Annotated in this window: 14 protein-coding genes and 1 pseudogene; 7 read left to right on the top strand and 8 right to left on the bottom strand. The window is 71.5% G+C overall.

What is annotated here, in order from left to right; translation table 11 throughout:
• Positions 1 to 99: 99 nt before the first annotated feature.
• Entirely contained in the window at positions 100 to 633 is a 534-nt protein-coding gene (locus OH768_RS03675; protein WP_406449942.1) for an RICIN domain-containing protein, read from the bottom strand.
• 175 nt (positions 634 to 808) lie between these two features.
• Between OH768_RS03675 and OH768_RS03670 the strand changes: the two genes are divergently transcribed.
• Positions 809 to 1,681 carry a universal stress protein gene (locus tag OH768_RS03670; RefSeq protein WP_406449940.1) on the top strand — a complete coding sequence of 291 codons (873 nt, stop codon included), beginning with the start codon at positions 809 to 811 and terminating at the stop codon, positions 1,679 to 1,681.
• A 238-nt stretch (positions 1,682 to 1,919) separates the two neighbouring features.
• On the opposite strand, the gene OH768_RS03665 is transcribed toward OH768_RS03670, so the two are convergent.
• Both OH768_RS03665 and OH768_RS03660 read right to left on the bottom strand, forming a co-directional pair.
• Positions 1,920 to 2,315: a Gfo/Idh/MocA family oxidoreductase gene (locus tag OH768_RS03665; RefSeq protein WP_406465126.1), complete on the bottom strand. Its 396-nt coding sequence runs from the start codon at positions 2,313 to 2,315 to the stop codon at positions 1,920 to 1,922.
• Positions 2,316 to 2,442: 127 nt separating this feature from the next.
• Positions 2,443 to 3,228 carry a TIM barrel protein gene (locus OH768_RS03660; protein WP_406449938.1) on the bottom strand — a complete coding sequence of 262 codons (786 nt, stop codon included), beginning with the start codon at positions 3,226 to 3,228 and terminating at the stop codon, positions 2,443 to 2,445.
• Positions 3,229 to 3,385: 157 nt separating this feature from the next.
• Between OH768_RS03660 and OH768_RS03655 the strand changes: the two genes are divergently transcribed.
• Positions 3,386 to 4,417, top strand: a complete 1,032-nt coding sequence (locus tag OH768_RS03655) for a LacI family DNA-binding transcriptional regulator (RefSeq protein WP_406449936.1) — start codon at positions 3,386 to 3,388, stop codon at positions 4,415 to 4,417.
• Between the two features lie 5 nt (positions 4,418 to 4,422).
• Here OH768_RS03655 and OH768_RS03650 read toward each other — a convergent pair whose 3' ends face one another.
• The 4 genes from OH768_RS03650 to OH768_RS03635 form a co-directional block, all read right to left on the bottom strand.
• A complete protein-coding gene (locus tag OH768_RS03650) occupies positions 4,423 to 5,658 on the bottom strand; it encodes a DUF4032 domain-containing protein (RefSeq protein WP_406449934.1) in 1,236 nt (411 codons plus the stop codon).
• Positions 5,659 to 5,667: 9 nt separating this feature from the next.
• The gene (locus OH768_RS03645) at positions 5,668 to 6,417 is read right to left on the bottom strand and encodes an MBL fold metallo-hydrolase (RefSeq protein WP_406449932.1); all 750 of its coding nucleotides are present in this window, start codon (positions 6,415 to 6,417) and stop codon (positions 5,668 to 5,670) included.
• Positions 6,418 to 6,575: 158 nt separating this feature from the next.
• Positions 6,576 to 7,205, bottom strand: coding sequence for an alpha-ketoglutarate-dependent dioxygenase AlkB (locus OH768_RS03640; protein WP_406449930.1), 630 nt, complete (start codon positions 7,203 to 7,205; stop codon positions 6,576 to 6,578).
• A 47-nt stretch (positions 7,206 to 7,252) separates the two neighbouring features.
• A complete protein-coding gene (locus OH768_RS03635) occupies positions 7,253 to 8,191 on the bottom strand; it encodes a DUF3533 domain-containing protein (RefSeq protein ID WP_406449928.1) in 939 nt (312 codons plus the stop codon).
• A gap of 53 nt (positions 8,192 to 8,244) precedes the next feature.
• Here OH768_RS03635 and OH768_RS03630 point away from each other — a divergent pair.
• From OH768_RS03630 to OH768_RS03620, 3 genes and pseudogenes are all read left to right on the top strand, one after another.
• Positions 8,245 to 9,084: pseudogene (locus OH768_RS03630) on the top strand (amidohydrolase family protein).
• 75 nt (positions 9,085 to 9,159) lie between these two features.
• A complete protein-coding gene (locus OH768_RS03625) occupies positions 9,160 to 9,771 on the top strand; it encodes a TetR/AcrR family transcriptional regulator (RefSeq protein ID WP_406449926.1) in 612 nt (203 codons plus the stop codon).
• An 84-nt stretch (positions 9,772 to 9,855) separates the two neighbouring features.
• Entirely contained in the window at positions 9,856 to 11,529 is a 1,674-nt protein-coding gene (locus tag OH768_RS03620) for an FAD-binding dehydrogenase (RefSeq protein ID WP_406449924.1), read from the top strand.
• A 25-nt stretch (positions 11,530 to 11,554) separates the two neighbouring features.
• On the opposite strand, the gene OH768_RS03615 is transcribed toward OH768_RS03620, so the two are convergent.
• Entirely contained in the window at positions 11,555 to 11,905 is a 351-nt protein-coding gene (locus OH768_RS03615) for a DUF488 domain-containing protein (RefSeq protein ID WP_406449922.1), read from the bottom strand.
• A 167-nt stretch (positions 11,906 to 12,072) separates the two neighbouring features.
• Between OH768_RS03615 and OH768_RS03610 the strand changes: the two genes are divergently transcribed.
• Complete coding sequence (locus OH768_RS03610; RefSeq protein ID WP_406449920.1) at positions 12,073 to 13,497, top strand: M1 family metallopeptidase; 1,425 nt, start codon at positions 12,073 to 12,075, stop codon at positions 13,495 to 13,497.
• A gap of 41 nt (positions 13,498 to 13,538) precedes the next feature.
• Positions 13,539 to 14,291, top strand: a complete 753-nt coding sequence (locus OH768_RS03605) for a L,D-transpeptidase family protein (RefSeq protein ID WP_406449918.1) — start codon at positions 13,539 to 13,541, stop codon at positions 14,289 to 14,291.
• Positions 14,292 to 14,301 lie beyond the last annotated feature (10 nt).

The raw sequence follows: 14,301 nt of genomic DNA, 5'->3' as shown, positions 1-14,301 counted from the left end.
CCGGCTCCCGACCATCGTATGTTCGATCGCCCCGCTTCGCTCCGGTACACCCGATACCGGGGCCGCGGCGGCGCCGGGAGCGCGGCGCGGCTCACCTCGTCATACGGTGACGAACTGCCAGTGCTGGCTGAACGAGCCGGCGGAGCAGGGCGTCAGCTCTTCCAGCGCGAGGTTGCCCGTGCCGGTCGCGTACGCGCACAGACCGCTGCTGCGATGGTGCAGCTCGTTCCACTCGAATCCCGCGGCCACCGCGCTCCACTGCTGACTGGTCACGCCGTTGCAGTTGAGCATCCAGAGGACGCCGGCGAACTGGGCCATGCACAGGCCGCTCTGCTTGCTCACCAGGAAGTAGTAGCCGTCACCGGTGGGGACCGCCGTCCACAACTGGTTGTCCGTTCCGGTGCAGTCGTACTGCTGGACGTGGGCCCCCAACGGGCGTTCCTCCTGCTTGATGTCCATGCACTTGCCGCTGTACCGGTTGACCACCTTGAAATACGAGCCGGCCACTGCCGGAGCGGCCAGACCGGCCGACGGGGCGTCGGCGGCCCAGGCGTCGACGATGCCCCAACAACTGATCATCACGGCCGCCAGGGTGGCCAGCAGGACTCTTGTGCGCCTTCGGACATTGTTCATTTTTCCCCCATGTGAGCTGTTCGGGACGCGTGGAGTGTGACCCGCCGTGAGTGGACTGTCACCTCCTGTTCCGTTCATCGGAACAGGGGGCCGACCCCTCACGAACGCCGTCCTGGCGGCAGCGTGGTGAAGACTGGGTCCGACACAGGTGACCGCAACACAGGGAGGCCACGGGATGACACGCCCGATCACGGCAGGGGTCGACGGATCGGCGGAGAGTCTCGCCGCGCTCGCCTGGGCGGGCCGGGAGGCCGTACGGCGGGGGCTGGCGCTGCGCGTGGTGCACGTGTGGCGGTACGAGGAGCACCAGGCCCTCGACACGGGGGACCGGGAGACCCAGGACCGCTGGGTGCGGGACGCGGCGGCCGAGGCCGCCCGGAGGCTCGCCGAGCGCCACCCGGGCCTGGACGTGACCACCGACGTTCTGGAGGGCGACCCCGTCGATACCCTGACCGCCGCCGCTGCCGAGTCCGAACTGCTGGTGCTCGGTTCGCGCGGGCACGGGCCCGTCGTGGGCTTCCTGCTCGGTTCCGTCGGACAGCAGGTGATCGCCGACGCCGTACGGCCCGTCGTGCTCGTGCGTGCCGGGGACGAGGCGTCCGGGGAGGCCGGTGGGCGCGAGATCGTCGTGGGGCAGCACGGGGACCCGGAGGACAGCGCCGCCGCGCTCGGCTTCGCCTTCGGGACGGCGGCGGCACGTGGCGCCACCGTGCGGGCTGTGCGGGCATGGACCCTGCCGCCCGTGTTCGCCTACAGTCCGGGCTCCATGAAGCTCCTCGACGAGGCCGGCGGTCTGGAACCGTACGAGAAGAAGGCGCTCGCCGAGGCGCTGGAGCCGTGGCGGGAGCGCTTCCCCGACGTGCCCGTCGTCGAGCACGTCGAGATGGGCAGCGCGGGGCAGGCGCTGCTGTCGGTGGCCGGGCGGGCGCAGTTGGTGGTCGTCGGGCGGCGCGCCCACCGAACGGCGGTGGGCGCGCGGATCGGCTCGGTCGCGCACGGGGTGCTGCACCACGCGGAGTGCCCGGTGGTCGTGGTGCCCGCTCCCTGACCTCAGATGCGCCTCGTGGAACAGGTCGTGGTCGTAGGCGATCGTCTCGGCCGCGATGCCGTCGGCGCCGTAGGACGTCAGGATGGGTGCGCCGGATGTCGCCCATGGTCAGCATGCCCGCCGAGCCGAAGACCTCGACCGGTTCGGCGCCGGGGTTGAGGTAGCGCAGGGTGTCGAAGTCGTGGATGAGGGATTCCAGGAAGATCGTCCACGGCGGGATGGGGGAGGGGTCGGCCAGCTACGGGTCGCGGGTGAGGGAGCGCAGCAACTGCGGGGTGCCGATGGCGCCCGTAGCCACCTTCTCGTGCGCGGCCCGGAATCCGGCGTCGTAGCGACGGTTGAAGCCGACCTGGAGCGGCACGCCCGCCTCGGCGGCGGCGATGGCGCGGTCGGCGTCCGCGAGGGTGGTCGCCATCGGCTTCTCGCAGCAGACGGCCTTGCCGGCGCGTGCCGCCGCCTCGACCAGGTCGGCATGGGTGCGGGCCGGTGTCGCGATCACCACCGCGTCGACCGCCGGGTCCGCGAACAGGTCGCCGATCTCCGTGTACGCGGTGGGGCAGTCGAGCCGGTCGGCCGGGTTCCGCGTGGCGCCCGAGGCCGGGTCGGCGACGGCGGCGAGGCGGACGGCGGGCAGTCGGCGAGGGTCTCGGCACGGAAGGAGCCCATGCGGCCCGCGCTCACCAGGCCGATGGCCAGGGGCAGTTGGAGGCTCATGCGAGTCCTCCCTGAAGCCGTGAAAGCCGTGTGGGTGCCGGGGCGGGTCAGGTCGTGAACGCGGTGCGGAAGCGGTCCAGGGCGCGTTCGCTGTCGTCGTCCGAGGCCCAGGCCTCCATCGCGACCGTGCCGTCGTAGCCGATGTCGGCGAGGGCGCGGGCGATCGCAGGGTAGTTGATCTCGCCGGTGCCGGGCTCCTGGCGGCCGGGTACGTCCGCCACCTGGATCTCGCCGATCAGGCCCAACCGGTGCGCCTTGCGGACGAGTTCGATGAGGTTCCCCTCGCCGATCTGGGCGTGGTACAGGTCCAGGTTCATCCGCAGGCCGGGGCGGTCCACCGCCTTGACCAGGGCCAGGGTGTCGGCGGCCGTCGCGAACGGGACACCGGGGTGGTCGACCGCGGCGTTCAGGTTCTCCAGCGTGAAGGTGACTCCGGCGCTCTCGCCCAGTTCGGCGAGGCGGGTCAGGGTGCGGTGGGCGGCGATCCACATCGGGCCCGTCGGCTCGCCGCGCACCGGAACCACCGGCAGGCCCTCGGAGTTCAGGCCGGTGCCGTGCAAGTTCAGCCGGGAGCAGCCGAGTTGATCGGCGGCCTTGACCGACTCCTCGGCGGTGCGCAGGAGTTCGGTGGCGCCGGCCTCGTCGGTGAGGCTGCCCCGGATGTAGCCCGTCATCGACGAGAACTCGGCCGGGGTGCGCGTGAGCGCGTCCAGGTCGTGCCGGGTCCAGTCCCAGATCTCTACCTGGAAACCGGCTTCGTGGATGCGCCGCGCCCGCTCGTGGACCGGCAGGTCCCGGAAGACCATCTCGGCACAGACCGCCAACGTGTACATGATCGCTCGCCCTTCTAGAACGTTCTAGATGGCAGTAGTACGCCATTACCGGATGCGTGTGTCAAGGCTTCGCCCGGGATGCTTCTAGAACGTTGCAGAACCCTGTCGAGCAGCTAGGATCCCGTCAGGCGACGCCCCCTCGACCGTAAGGACTCCCGTGCCGGCCACCCCCGAGGTCCCCGACGGCAAGCGGCCCACCCTGGCCCATGTCGCGGCCCGGGCGGGAGTCTCCGTCGCGCTGGTCTCGATCGTGATGCGCGGGGCCTACGGCGCGAGCGCCGCCTCCCGCGAGCGGGTGCTCAAGGCCGCCGAGGAGATCGGCTACCGGCCCGACACCCGGGCCAGGGTGCTGCGCAGCAACCGCTCACGCCTGCTCGGCGTGCAGTTCGGGCTGCGCCATCCCTTCCACACCGACCTGGTGGAGGGCATCTACGCCGCCGCCGAGCCCGCCGGCTATCAGGTGGCCCTCAGCGCGGTGGCGCCCACGCGCGGTGAGCGGCAGGCAGTGGAGGCGCTGCTCGCCGACCGGTGCGAGGCCCTGGTCCTGCTCGGCCCCGAGGTCCCGGCCACCCGCCTCGCGCACCTCGCCACCCAGGTCCCGGTCGTCTCGGTCGCCCGGCGGCTGCGGCCCGCCCCGCCGGCCGTGGACGTCGTGCGCACCGCCGACGACGAGGGCGCCCGCCAGGCCGTCGACCACCTGGTGGCGCTCGGCCACCGCGCCATCGCCCACATCGACGGCGGCCGGGCGCCCGGCGCCGCCGACCGCCGCCGCGGCTACCGCACCGCGATGCACCGCCACGGCCTCGACGAGCACATCCGGGTCCTGCCCGGCGGGCTCACCGAGGACGACGGCGCGCGGGCCGCCCGCACCCTCCTCGCGGAGAAACCCCGGCCCGGCGCGGTCCTCGCCTTCAACGACCGCTGCGCCACGGGCGTCCTCGACACCTTCCTGCGGGCCGGTGTCGCCGTCCCCGGTGAGATCTCCGTGGTCGGTTTCGACGACACCAGCCTGTCCCGGCTCGCGCACATCGACCTCACCACGGTTGCCCAGGACATCCCCCGCCTCGCGGAACTCGCCGTCGGCCGCGCCATCGCCCGCCTCGACGGCGAGGCCGTACCGGACGGCGAACAGGTCGTCGCACCGCGGCTCGTGGTCCGGGGCACCACGGGCGCGCCCGGCACGGACTGATCCCGCTACTCCGCCGAGGCAGGCTCCAGGGTCTCGCGCACCTTCGGCAGGATGTTGGTGATGTAGTCCTCGACCACCGTGTCCAGATCGATGTCGTGCTGCGCCCGCTCGGCCAGGTACCAGCGGTGTTCGAGCAGCTCGTGGTAGATCTCGGCCGGGTCCATCGAGCCGCGCAGTTCCAGCGGTACGGCCCGCACGGTGGGCCGGAACACGTCCCGCACCCACCGGTGCGCGAGCACCTCGGGCCGGGCGGCGAGGGGGTCGCCCGGGGCGTAGTCGTCCTGGGTGGCCATCCAGGACTCCAGGTCGTTCAGCAGCCGCCGTGCCTGGTTCTCCTCGGCGTCCAGGCCGGTCAGGCGCAGCAGTTGGCGCTGATGGTGGCCCGCGTCGACGACTTTCGGCACGAAGGTGACCGTGTCGCCGTTCGGGGAGTGCTCGATCTGCATCTCGGCCACGTCGAAGCCGAGCTCGTTCAGGCGCCGGATCCGGCGTTCGATGAAGTGGTACTTGCCCGCCGGGTACACCGAGGTGCGGGTCAGCTCCTCCCACAGCCCCTGGTAGCGGGCGCAGATCTCCATGCCGAACTCGATCGGGTCGACGGACGGGTGCAGCGCCCCGGACGCCTCCAGGTCGAGCAGCTCCCCGCTGATGTTGACGCGGGCGAGATCGAGGTCGTACTCCCGCTGCCCGTCGCTGAGTCGCGGATGCAGGTCGCCGGTCTCGGCGTCCACGAGGTACGCGGCGTAGGCGCCCGCGTCCCGCCGGAACAGCGTGTTGGACAGCGAGCAGTCGCCCCACGCGAACCCGGCCAGGTGCAGCCGCACCAGCAGCACGGCCAGCGCGTCCATCAGCCGGTGCATGGTGGCCGGCCGCAGCGTCGTCTCGAACATCGAGCGGTACGGCATCGAGCCGCCCAGGTGCCGGGTGATCAGTACCGGTTCCAGCGGCTCGCCGGCCGTGTCGGCGCGGCCGGTGACCACGGCGAGGGGGTCGACGGCGGGGATGCCGAGCCGGTCCAGGTCGCGCAGCAGCTCGTACTCGCGCAGCGCCGGGCGTTCCGCCAGCTCCTTGACGGCTATGACCTCGCTGCCGGCGCGGGCGTAGCGCACGACGTGACGGGAGATGCCGCGCGGCAGCGGCACCAGGTACTCGTCGGGCCACTCCTCCAGCGGAACGTCCCAGGGCAGTTCCAGCAGGAGCACCGGATGCTCGGGGTTGGTCGCGTTGATCTGCAGTGCCATGAGGCGACCCTAGAGCGTGTGTTCGCGGGCGCGTCGGGCCGCCTCACGGATCGGACCGGTGTGCAGGGGGCCGTGGCCGGGCAGCAGGGTGTCCGCGTCGAGCGCTTCGAGGACGTCCAGCGAGGCGACGGCACGGTCGCGCTCGTGGTGGAACATGCCGGGCAGCAGCTGCGGGCCCTCGATCCGCGAGGTCGGATGACCGCTGACCAGGGCGTCCCCGGAGATCACGATCCCGCTGTCCGGGAGATGGAACACGCAGTGCCCGCTCGTGTGGCCGGGGGTGTGCACGGGGAGGGGCCGGCCGGGCAGGTCGAGCGGACCGCCCCCGGCCGGGAACGCCTCGGCCGAGGCGACCGGATGCTGCTCCATGCCTCCGGAGCGGATCGTGTGCACCGCCCACGGCAGCACGCCGGGACGCCAGGCGTTCCTCAGCACGTCGCCCACGGTCACCTGGTGCAGGAACTCCCGGCGGGCGTGCGGCACTTCGGCCTCGTGCGCGTAGACGGGCGTGCCATGGGCGCTGTGCAGGTACTCCGCCGAACCGAGATGGTCGTTGTGGGCGTGGGTGAGGAGCACCGCCACGACCGCCTTCGCCGAACTCCCCACCTGCTCAAGGGAGTCGAGGACGAGCCCACGGTCCCCGGGATATCCGGTGTCCACCAGTGCGGCCGTGTCGCCGTCCGTGAGGATCACCCAGTTGGTGTTGCTGCCGTGCACGAGATAGACGGCGTCGGCGACTTGGCGTACTTCTGCCCGCATGATCGTTCCTTGCCTGGTGGTGCTGTTCGGATCCGGCCAATCATCCGGGATCCAGCCAACCAGACGTGTACAGTCCTGGCGCGCGCGGGGGAAGCCGCCTCCGGCACCGTCCGCCGGAGGCGGCCCCCGCGCGCGTCCGAAGCGGCCGCCTCTCCGCCTCAGCGCACGCCGTGCGGGCGGAACTGCACGCTGATGCGCGGTCCCGCGGCTCGGGTGGTCTTGGGGACGCAGTGCTCCCAGGTCCGCTGACAGGAGCCGCCCATCACGATCAGATCGCCGTGCCCCAGCGCGTGCCGCACCGACGCGCCGCCGCGCAGCGGACGCAGCAGCAGGTCGCGGGGCGCGCCCACGGAGAGGATCGCCACCATCGTGTCCACGCGGGCACCCCGCCCGATCCGGTCGCCGTGCCAGGCGACACTGTCCCGGCCGTCCCGGTAGTAGCACAGCCCGGACGTGGTGAACGGTTCGCCCAACTCCCGCGCGTAGTACGCCGAGAGCGCGTCCCGGGCCTCGGCCAGCATCGGGTGCGGCAGCGCGTCGTCCGCGCCGTAGAAGGCCAGCAGCCGGGGTACGGCCACGACCTGGTCGTACATCTGACGGCGCTCGGCGCGCCACGGCACCTCGGCGGCCAGTTCCTCGAACAGGGCGTCGGCGCCGCTCAGCCACCCGGGCAGCACGTCGATCCAGGCGCCGAGACCCAGCGTGGTGCGGCGGATCCCGTGGAGGGGGCCGAGGCGGAGCTGGTCGGTCTGGTCGAAGAGGGAGCCCTGGAGGTGGTGCGCGGTCATGGAACCAGCGTACTCCCTATTCGAATATATGTTCCCATGCGGTTCGGTTATGCGTCGGTGAGGCGCTGATTGCGGCGGAGGCGCAGGGCGGACGCGGTGACGGCCACGGCGGCGCCCAGGGCCGCGTAGCCGCCGAGCACCCACAGGGGCTGGGCGATGGCGTTGCCGGAGAAGTAGACCGTGTTGCGTACGGCGGTGGTGCCGGCGCCCGGCGGGAGCCATTGGCCGACCGCCCGCCAGAACGGCGGGAGCAGTACGGAGGGATAGGTGCCCCCGGCACTGGGATTGCCCAGGACGACGAAGAGAAGGATGGTCCCCCCGATCCCGATGACGCCCCACAGCACCTGGAAGGCGACGGTGGTGGCGGCCGAGGCGAAGACGATCAGCGCACCCAGCGCCCACAACTCGGCGAAGTGACCCTCCAGAGCGCCCAGGAGCGGACCGGCGATGACCGCCCCGCCCAGGCCCGAGGCGATCGCGTACAGGGCGAGGGAGCCCAGCCGGATGACGGTCCGGTGGCGGTTGGCCGGGCGGGCTCCACCGGCCATGCCGAGGATGGTGGCGGCCATGTAGCCGCCGACGATCCAGCCGATGACGAGGTAGAAGGAGGACATGCCCCGGCCGTCGCTGGCGGCGGGCGGGCGGATGTCGGTGATCGTCACCTGGCGGTGGCGGTCCGTCTCGATGGTCTGGGCGATCTGCTGGGCCGTGGAGGAGACGGCGGGACCGCCCGCCGAGGCCACCAGCAGGGTGTCCGGGGCGCCCTTCGGGTCGACGAGGATCGCCGCGTCGACGGTGCGGTCCAGGATGAGGGCGCGGACCCGGTGCTCGGTGGTGGCGGCTCGGGCGTCGATCGGGTCGCCGTCCAGGGCGCTGAGCCGCTTCAGGACCTGGCCCGACACCTGCGCGGGAGCGACGACAGCCACCGGAATGTGAGGGGGCTTGGGCGCGTGGAAGGCGCCGATGTAGGAGAGAACGAAGCCCAACTGGAGGGCGAAGACGCCGACGATCAGCAGGAGGCCTCGCGCTCGGCCCCCGGCTGATCCACGGCGGCAAGGCCCTGTCGCAGACCGGCGGACACGGGGACATCCGCCCGCTCGGCGCGGACACCGCGCCCTGTTGCCAGGGCCGCGACAACCTCGGCGCCCGTACGGCCGACGGCGTCGAAGCCGTGCGGATCGCCGCCCGGGACGAGTTCCGCAAGGGCGCCGCCCACCTGAAGATGCTCATCGGCGGCGGGGTCGCCTCACCCCACGACGAGGTCTCGGCCGTCCAGTACACCGACGAGGAGATCCGCGCCGCCGTCACCGAGGCCGAGAACCACAACCGCTACGTCACCGTGCACGCCTACCACCCCCGCAGCGTCAACCTGGCCCTGCGCGCGGGCGTCCGGTGCGTAGAGCACGGCAACCTCCTCGACGACGACACCCTCCGCCTCCTCCTCTAACACGACGCCTACCTGGTCCCCACCCTCGTCACCTACGACCAGATGGCCCGGTTCGGCAAGCAGGCGGGCATGCCCGAGCAGACGTACCGGAAGATCGCCGACGTGCGCGAGGCGGGCCTGGCCGCCCTCGAACGCGCCCACCGGGCAGGCGTCAACCTGGTCTACGGCAGTGATCTGCTCGGGCCTCTGCAGAGCGCGCAGCTTGAGGAGTTCGCCCTGCGGGCCCAGGTCCAGCCCCCGGCCGACATCCTGCGGGCCGCGACCACCACGGCCGCCCGTCTGTTGCGCATGGAGGGCGAGATCGGGACCCTGGCCGTCGGAGCCCACGCCGATCTGCTCGTCGTCGACGGCGATCCCCTCGACGACATCCACGTACTCACCCGCCCCGAACAGCACCTGCGGCACGTGATCAAGGCGGGGACCGTCATCTGAAGCGACCCGCTCTTTGGATACACCGGTGTATCGGATACATTCACGTATCGAACATCGGGACGCGGAGGTCCGGGCATGGTGGCGGAGGCGACGACCAAGCGGGTGACCAGGCGCCGGGTGCGTACGCGCGCCAATCTGCTGGACGCCGCGTTCGCCGTGTTCGCCGCGAAAGGCTTCGGCCGGGTCTCCATCGAGGAGGTCTGCGAGGCCGCCGGCTACAGCAGGGGCGCCTTCTACTCGAACTTCGGCAGCCTGGACGAGCTGTTCTTCGCGCTCTACCAGGAGCGCGCCGACCTGATCGCCGAGCAGGTGGCCGGCGCGCTCGCCCTCGACGGTCCCGACCTCGACGTCCCCGCCGCCGTGGACCGCGTCACCGACGTGCTGCTCCTCGACCTGGACTGGCTTCTGGTGAAGACCGACTTCCTGGTGCACGCGGCCCGCGACACCGCCGTGGCGCAGACTCTGCTGGGGCACCGGGCCCGGCTGCGCGGGGCGATCGCGCACCGCCTCGCCCGCGCCGAACTCCCCGCCGTGCTCGGTGACTTGGACACGGCGGCGTACGCCGTGGTCGCCGCGTACGACGGCGTCACCACCCAACTGCTGCTGGACAAGGACGTGGAGCACGCCCGCGTCTGGCTGAAGCAACTCCTCACCGCCCTGCTGACGGACGGCAGCGGCACCCCGTAGCAACTCCCTTGAGAAATCCACTGATTCCCAGCTGAACCCCAACCGAATCCCCAAGTGAACCCAACGAGAAGGGCAACGGTCGCCATGGATGCGGACGTCATCGTCGTCGGAGCCGGGCTGGCCGGTCTGGTCGCGGCCCATGAACTGACCAGCCAGGGACGCCGGGTCGCGCTCGTCGACCAGGAGAACTCCGCCAACCTCGGCGGGCAGGCGTTCTGGTCCTTCGGCGGACTGTTCCTCGTCGACTCGCCGGAACAGCGCCGCCTCGGCATCAAGGACTCCTTCGACCTGGCCTGGAACGACTGGCAGGGCAGCGCCGGCTTCGACCGCGTCGACGACGAGGACTCGTGGGCGGTGCGCTGGGCGCGCGCCTACGTCGAGTTCGCGGCCGGCGAGAAGCGGACCTGGCTCGACGGCCACGGCATCAAGCTGCTGCCCACCGTCGGCTGGGCGGAGCGCGGCGACCTGCGCGCCCACGGACACGGCAACTCCGTCCCGCGCTTCCACGTCACCTGGGGCACCGGCACCGGAGTGGTCGAACCCTTCGTGAACTACGCGAAGCAGGCCGCCCGGGACGGACTGCTCACCTTCTACTACCGCCACCAGGTGGACGAGTTGGTCGTCGAGGAGGGCGAGGCGCGCGGTGTGCGCGGCACGGTCCTCGCCGAGGACGACTCGGCGCGCGGTGTCTCCTCCAGCCGTGAGGCGATCGGCGAGTTCGAACTCACCGGGCAGGCCGTCGTCGTCACCACCGGCGGCATCGGCGCCAACCACGACATCGTCCGCCAGTACTGGCCCGAACGCCTCGGCACCCCGCCCGCCGAGATGGTCACCGGCGTCCCCGCCTACGTCGACGGCCGGATGCTCGACATCAGCGCCGAGGCGGGCGTACGACTGGTCAACCGCGACCGCATGTGGCACTACACCGAGGGCCTGCAGAACTGGAACCCGGTCTGGCCCGGCCACGGCATCCGCATCCTGCCGGGCCCGTCCTCCCTGTGGTTCGACGCCCTCGGCCGCCGCCTGCCCGACCCGTGCCTGCCGGGCTACGACACCCTCAGCACCCTCAAGTACCTGCGGACGACAGCGGACTTGGCGGAGCACGACCACTCCTGGTTCATCCTCACCCAGAAGATCATCGAGAAGGAGTTCGCGCTGTCGGGCTCCGAGCAGAACCCCGACATCACCGCCAAGGACAAGAAGGCGGTGCTGCGCGACCGGCTGCTCGGCAAGGGCGCACCCGGCCCGGTCGACGCCTTCCTGCGCAAGGGCGCCGACTTCGTGACCGCCGGCAACCTGGAGCAACTGGTCGAGAAAATGAACCAGTTGACCGACAAACCGCTTCTCGACGCGGCCGTGGTGCGCCGTCAGATCGAGGCCCGCGACCTCCAGATGACCAACTCGTACAGCAAGGACTCCCAGATCCAGGGCATCCGCAACGCCCGCCGCTACATCGGCGACCGCCTGGGCCGCGTAGCGACCCCGCACCGCATCCTCGACCCGGCCGCCGGCCCCCTCATCGGCGTCAAGCTGCACGTCCTGACCCGCAAGACCCTCGGCGGCATCCAGACCGACCTGGACTCCCGCGCGCTGGGGGCGGACGGCCGGCCGATCGGCGGACTCTACGCGGCGGGCGAGGTGGCCGGCTTCGGCGGCGGTGGCGTGCACGGCTACAACGCCCTCGAAGGCACCTTCCTCGGCGGCTGCCTCTTCTCCGGCCGCGCGGCGGGCCGCGCGGCGGCCAAGCAGACCGCCTGACCGGGCGGCGCCACGGCCCGCTTCCTCAGCTGTCGAGGAGGCGGGCCAGCACCGAGGCGTGACTCCGCTCCGGCGACTTCACGGCCGTCACCAGGGTCACCGGCCCCATACGGACCAAGTTCCGCAAGGTGTGCAGGAGTTGAGCCGCCTCCGGCTCGGCGAGCTCCGCCTCGTAACGGCCGCTGAACTCCTCGTACGACCCCTCGCCCGCGTGGTACCACCGGCGCAGTTCGTTCGACGGGGTGAGGGCCTTGGGCCACTCGTCGACGCGGGCCGCGTCCTTGGACAGGCCGCGCGGCCACAGCCGGTCGACCAGGACGCGGACGCCGTCCTGCGGCTCGGGCGGATCGTAGACACGGCGCACGCGGACGGTCACGGGCGGGGCTCCCTCGGGCGGCGGTGGTGCCGCGAGCCTACGTCCGGGGACAGGCCCGGCGTGGGGGCGACGCGGCGTAACTTGACCCGCACATGAAGGATTCCGAGGGGGCGGGCGGCCTAGTCTCTGAGACGAATGATCACCCCCCTCACTCTGTAGGAGCGCATGTGACGCACCTCCGGCAGCCGTCCACAAGACGCACCGCCGTCCTCCGCCGCAGCGCCGTCGTGGCCACCGTCCCCGTCGCCGTCGCGGCCCTGCTCGCCGCCGCAGCGCCGGCCGGAGCCACCACGATCGGCTCGTCCGGCGTGGGCGACCCGTACTTCCCGCTCTCCGGCAACGGCGGCTACCACGTCGCCCACTACGGGCTGACGCTCCGTTACGACCCGGCGAGCCGCCACCTCGACGGCAAGGCGGTCCTCGCCGCCCGCGCCACCGAGAAGCTCACCCGATTCGACGTCGACTTCAAGGGCCTGACGATCACCGGCCTGACGGTCGACCACGTCAGGGCCGGCTTCCGCCGCGACGGACAGGAACTCGTCGTCACCCCGCGCAGGGCGCTGCGCAAGGGGCAGGAGTTCCAGATCGCCGTCACCTACAACGGCGTCCCCAAGCAGGTCACCGACCCGGACGGCTCGGCGGACGGCTGGATCGCCACCGACGACGGGGCCTTCGTGGCGGGCGAGCCGCAGGGCGCGATGACGTGGTTCCCGGCGAACAGCCACCCCAAGGACAAGTCGTCGTACGACTTCACGATCACCGTCCCGCAGGGGCGCACCGCGGTCGCCAACGGCGTTCTCCTGGGCCAGAAGACAGCTCACGGGAAGACCACGTTCCGCTGGCACGCGCCCGAGCCGATGGCCGCCTACCTCGCCACCGCGACGGTCGGGACGTTCAAGGTCGAGCAGTACACCACCCGGGACGGGGTCAAGGTGTACAACGCCGTCGACCCCCGCGAGGCCACCGCCGCCGCGCCCGTGCTGAAGAAGCTGCCCTCCGTCCTGGAGTGGGAGAGCAAGCTGTTCGGCCCGTACCCGTTCCGCTCGGCCGGGTCGATCGTCGACCACGCCCCGGACGTCGGCTACGCCCTGGAGACGCAGGGGCGGCCCATCTACGACTCGGCGCCGGACCTCAGCACCCTCGTGCACGAGAACGCCCACCAGTGGTTCGGGGACTCCGTCTCCCTCACCAGTTGGAAGGACATCTGGCTCAACGAGGGCTTCGCCACCTACGCGGAGTGGCTCTACAGCGAGCAGCACGGAGGCAAGACCGCCCAGCAGACCTTCGACGCGCTGTACGCCCGCAAGGCGACCGACGGCCTGTGGGCGTTCCCGCCCGGCGACCCGGGCAGCGGCGCCAACATCTTCGGCACGCCCGTGTACGCCCGCGGGGCCATGGCACTGCACGAACTGCGCCTGGCCGTCGGCGACAAGACCTTCCTCGCGATCCTGCGCGCCTGGGCGGGCGGACACCGCTACGGGCACGGCACCACCGCACAGTTCATCAGCCTTGCGGAACAGAAGTCGGGGAAGAAGCTGGACGTTCTGCTCCACACCTGGCTCTACACGAAAGGCAAGCCGGCCAAGCCGTAGGAGCTGACGAGTTCCTCACATGTGTCGGTCATCGTCGACTCATGATCACTCGTATGTCCCCGGTCGCACTCGTCGCCGTGTCCCTGCTTCTCACGGGATGCGGCGGCGGTGCGGTGGCGGCGACGGACCACCCCTCCGCCGCCACGCCCGCTCCCGCCTCCACGCCCCCGGCCTCGCCCTCCTCGGCGATATCCGCCGAGGCCGCACCCCGCCAACTCCCGGGCGTGGGGCCCAAGACGCTGGCGCGAATACCCACCGGCACCGAGCAGGCCGTGCTGGTGACCGGCCGCGGCGCGAACTCCTCCGTCTCCACCCTCGCCCTGTACGAACGCACCGACGACGGCTGGCAGCAGACCGCGAGCTGGGCCGCGCACAACGCGCTCAAGGGCTGGTCCGACCACCACATGGCCGGCGACCTGCGCTCACCGATCGGTGTCTACTCGCTCACCGACGCGGGCGGACTGCTCAAGGACCCCGGCACCAAGCTGTCGTACGACCAGGGGTCGGGCTTCGTCTCGCCCGGCACCGGCTTCGAGGGCGAGTCGCTGGCCGGGTCCTTCGACTACGTGATCGCCATCAACTACAACCGGCAGCCCGGCACTTCACCCCTCGACTGGACCCGCCCCCTCGGCGCCTCGCGGGGCGGCGGCATCTGGATCCACGTCGACCACGGCGGCCCCACCCACGGCTGCGTCAGCATCGCCGAGGACCACATGAAGGAACTGCTGCGCACCCTTGACCCGGCCCGGCATCCCGTCGTCGTCATGGGCGACGCCGCGTTTCTCTCGCACTGACCGCCTAGGA

The organism is Streptomyces sp. NBC_01622, from assembly GCF_045209635.1.
Lineage (GTDB): Bacteria > Actinomycetota > Actinomycetes > Streptomycetales > Streptomycetaceae > Streptomyces.
The sequence above is the reverse complement of the archived record's forward strand: the minus strand, read 5'-3'. Positions and strand labels throughout refer to the sequence as shown.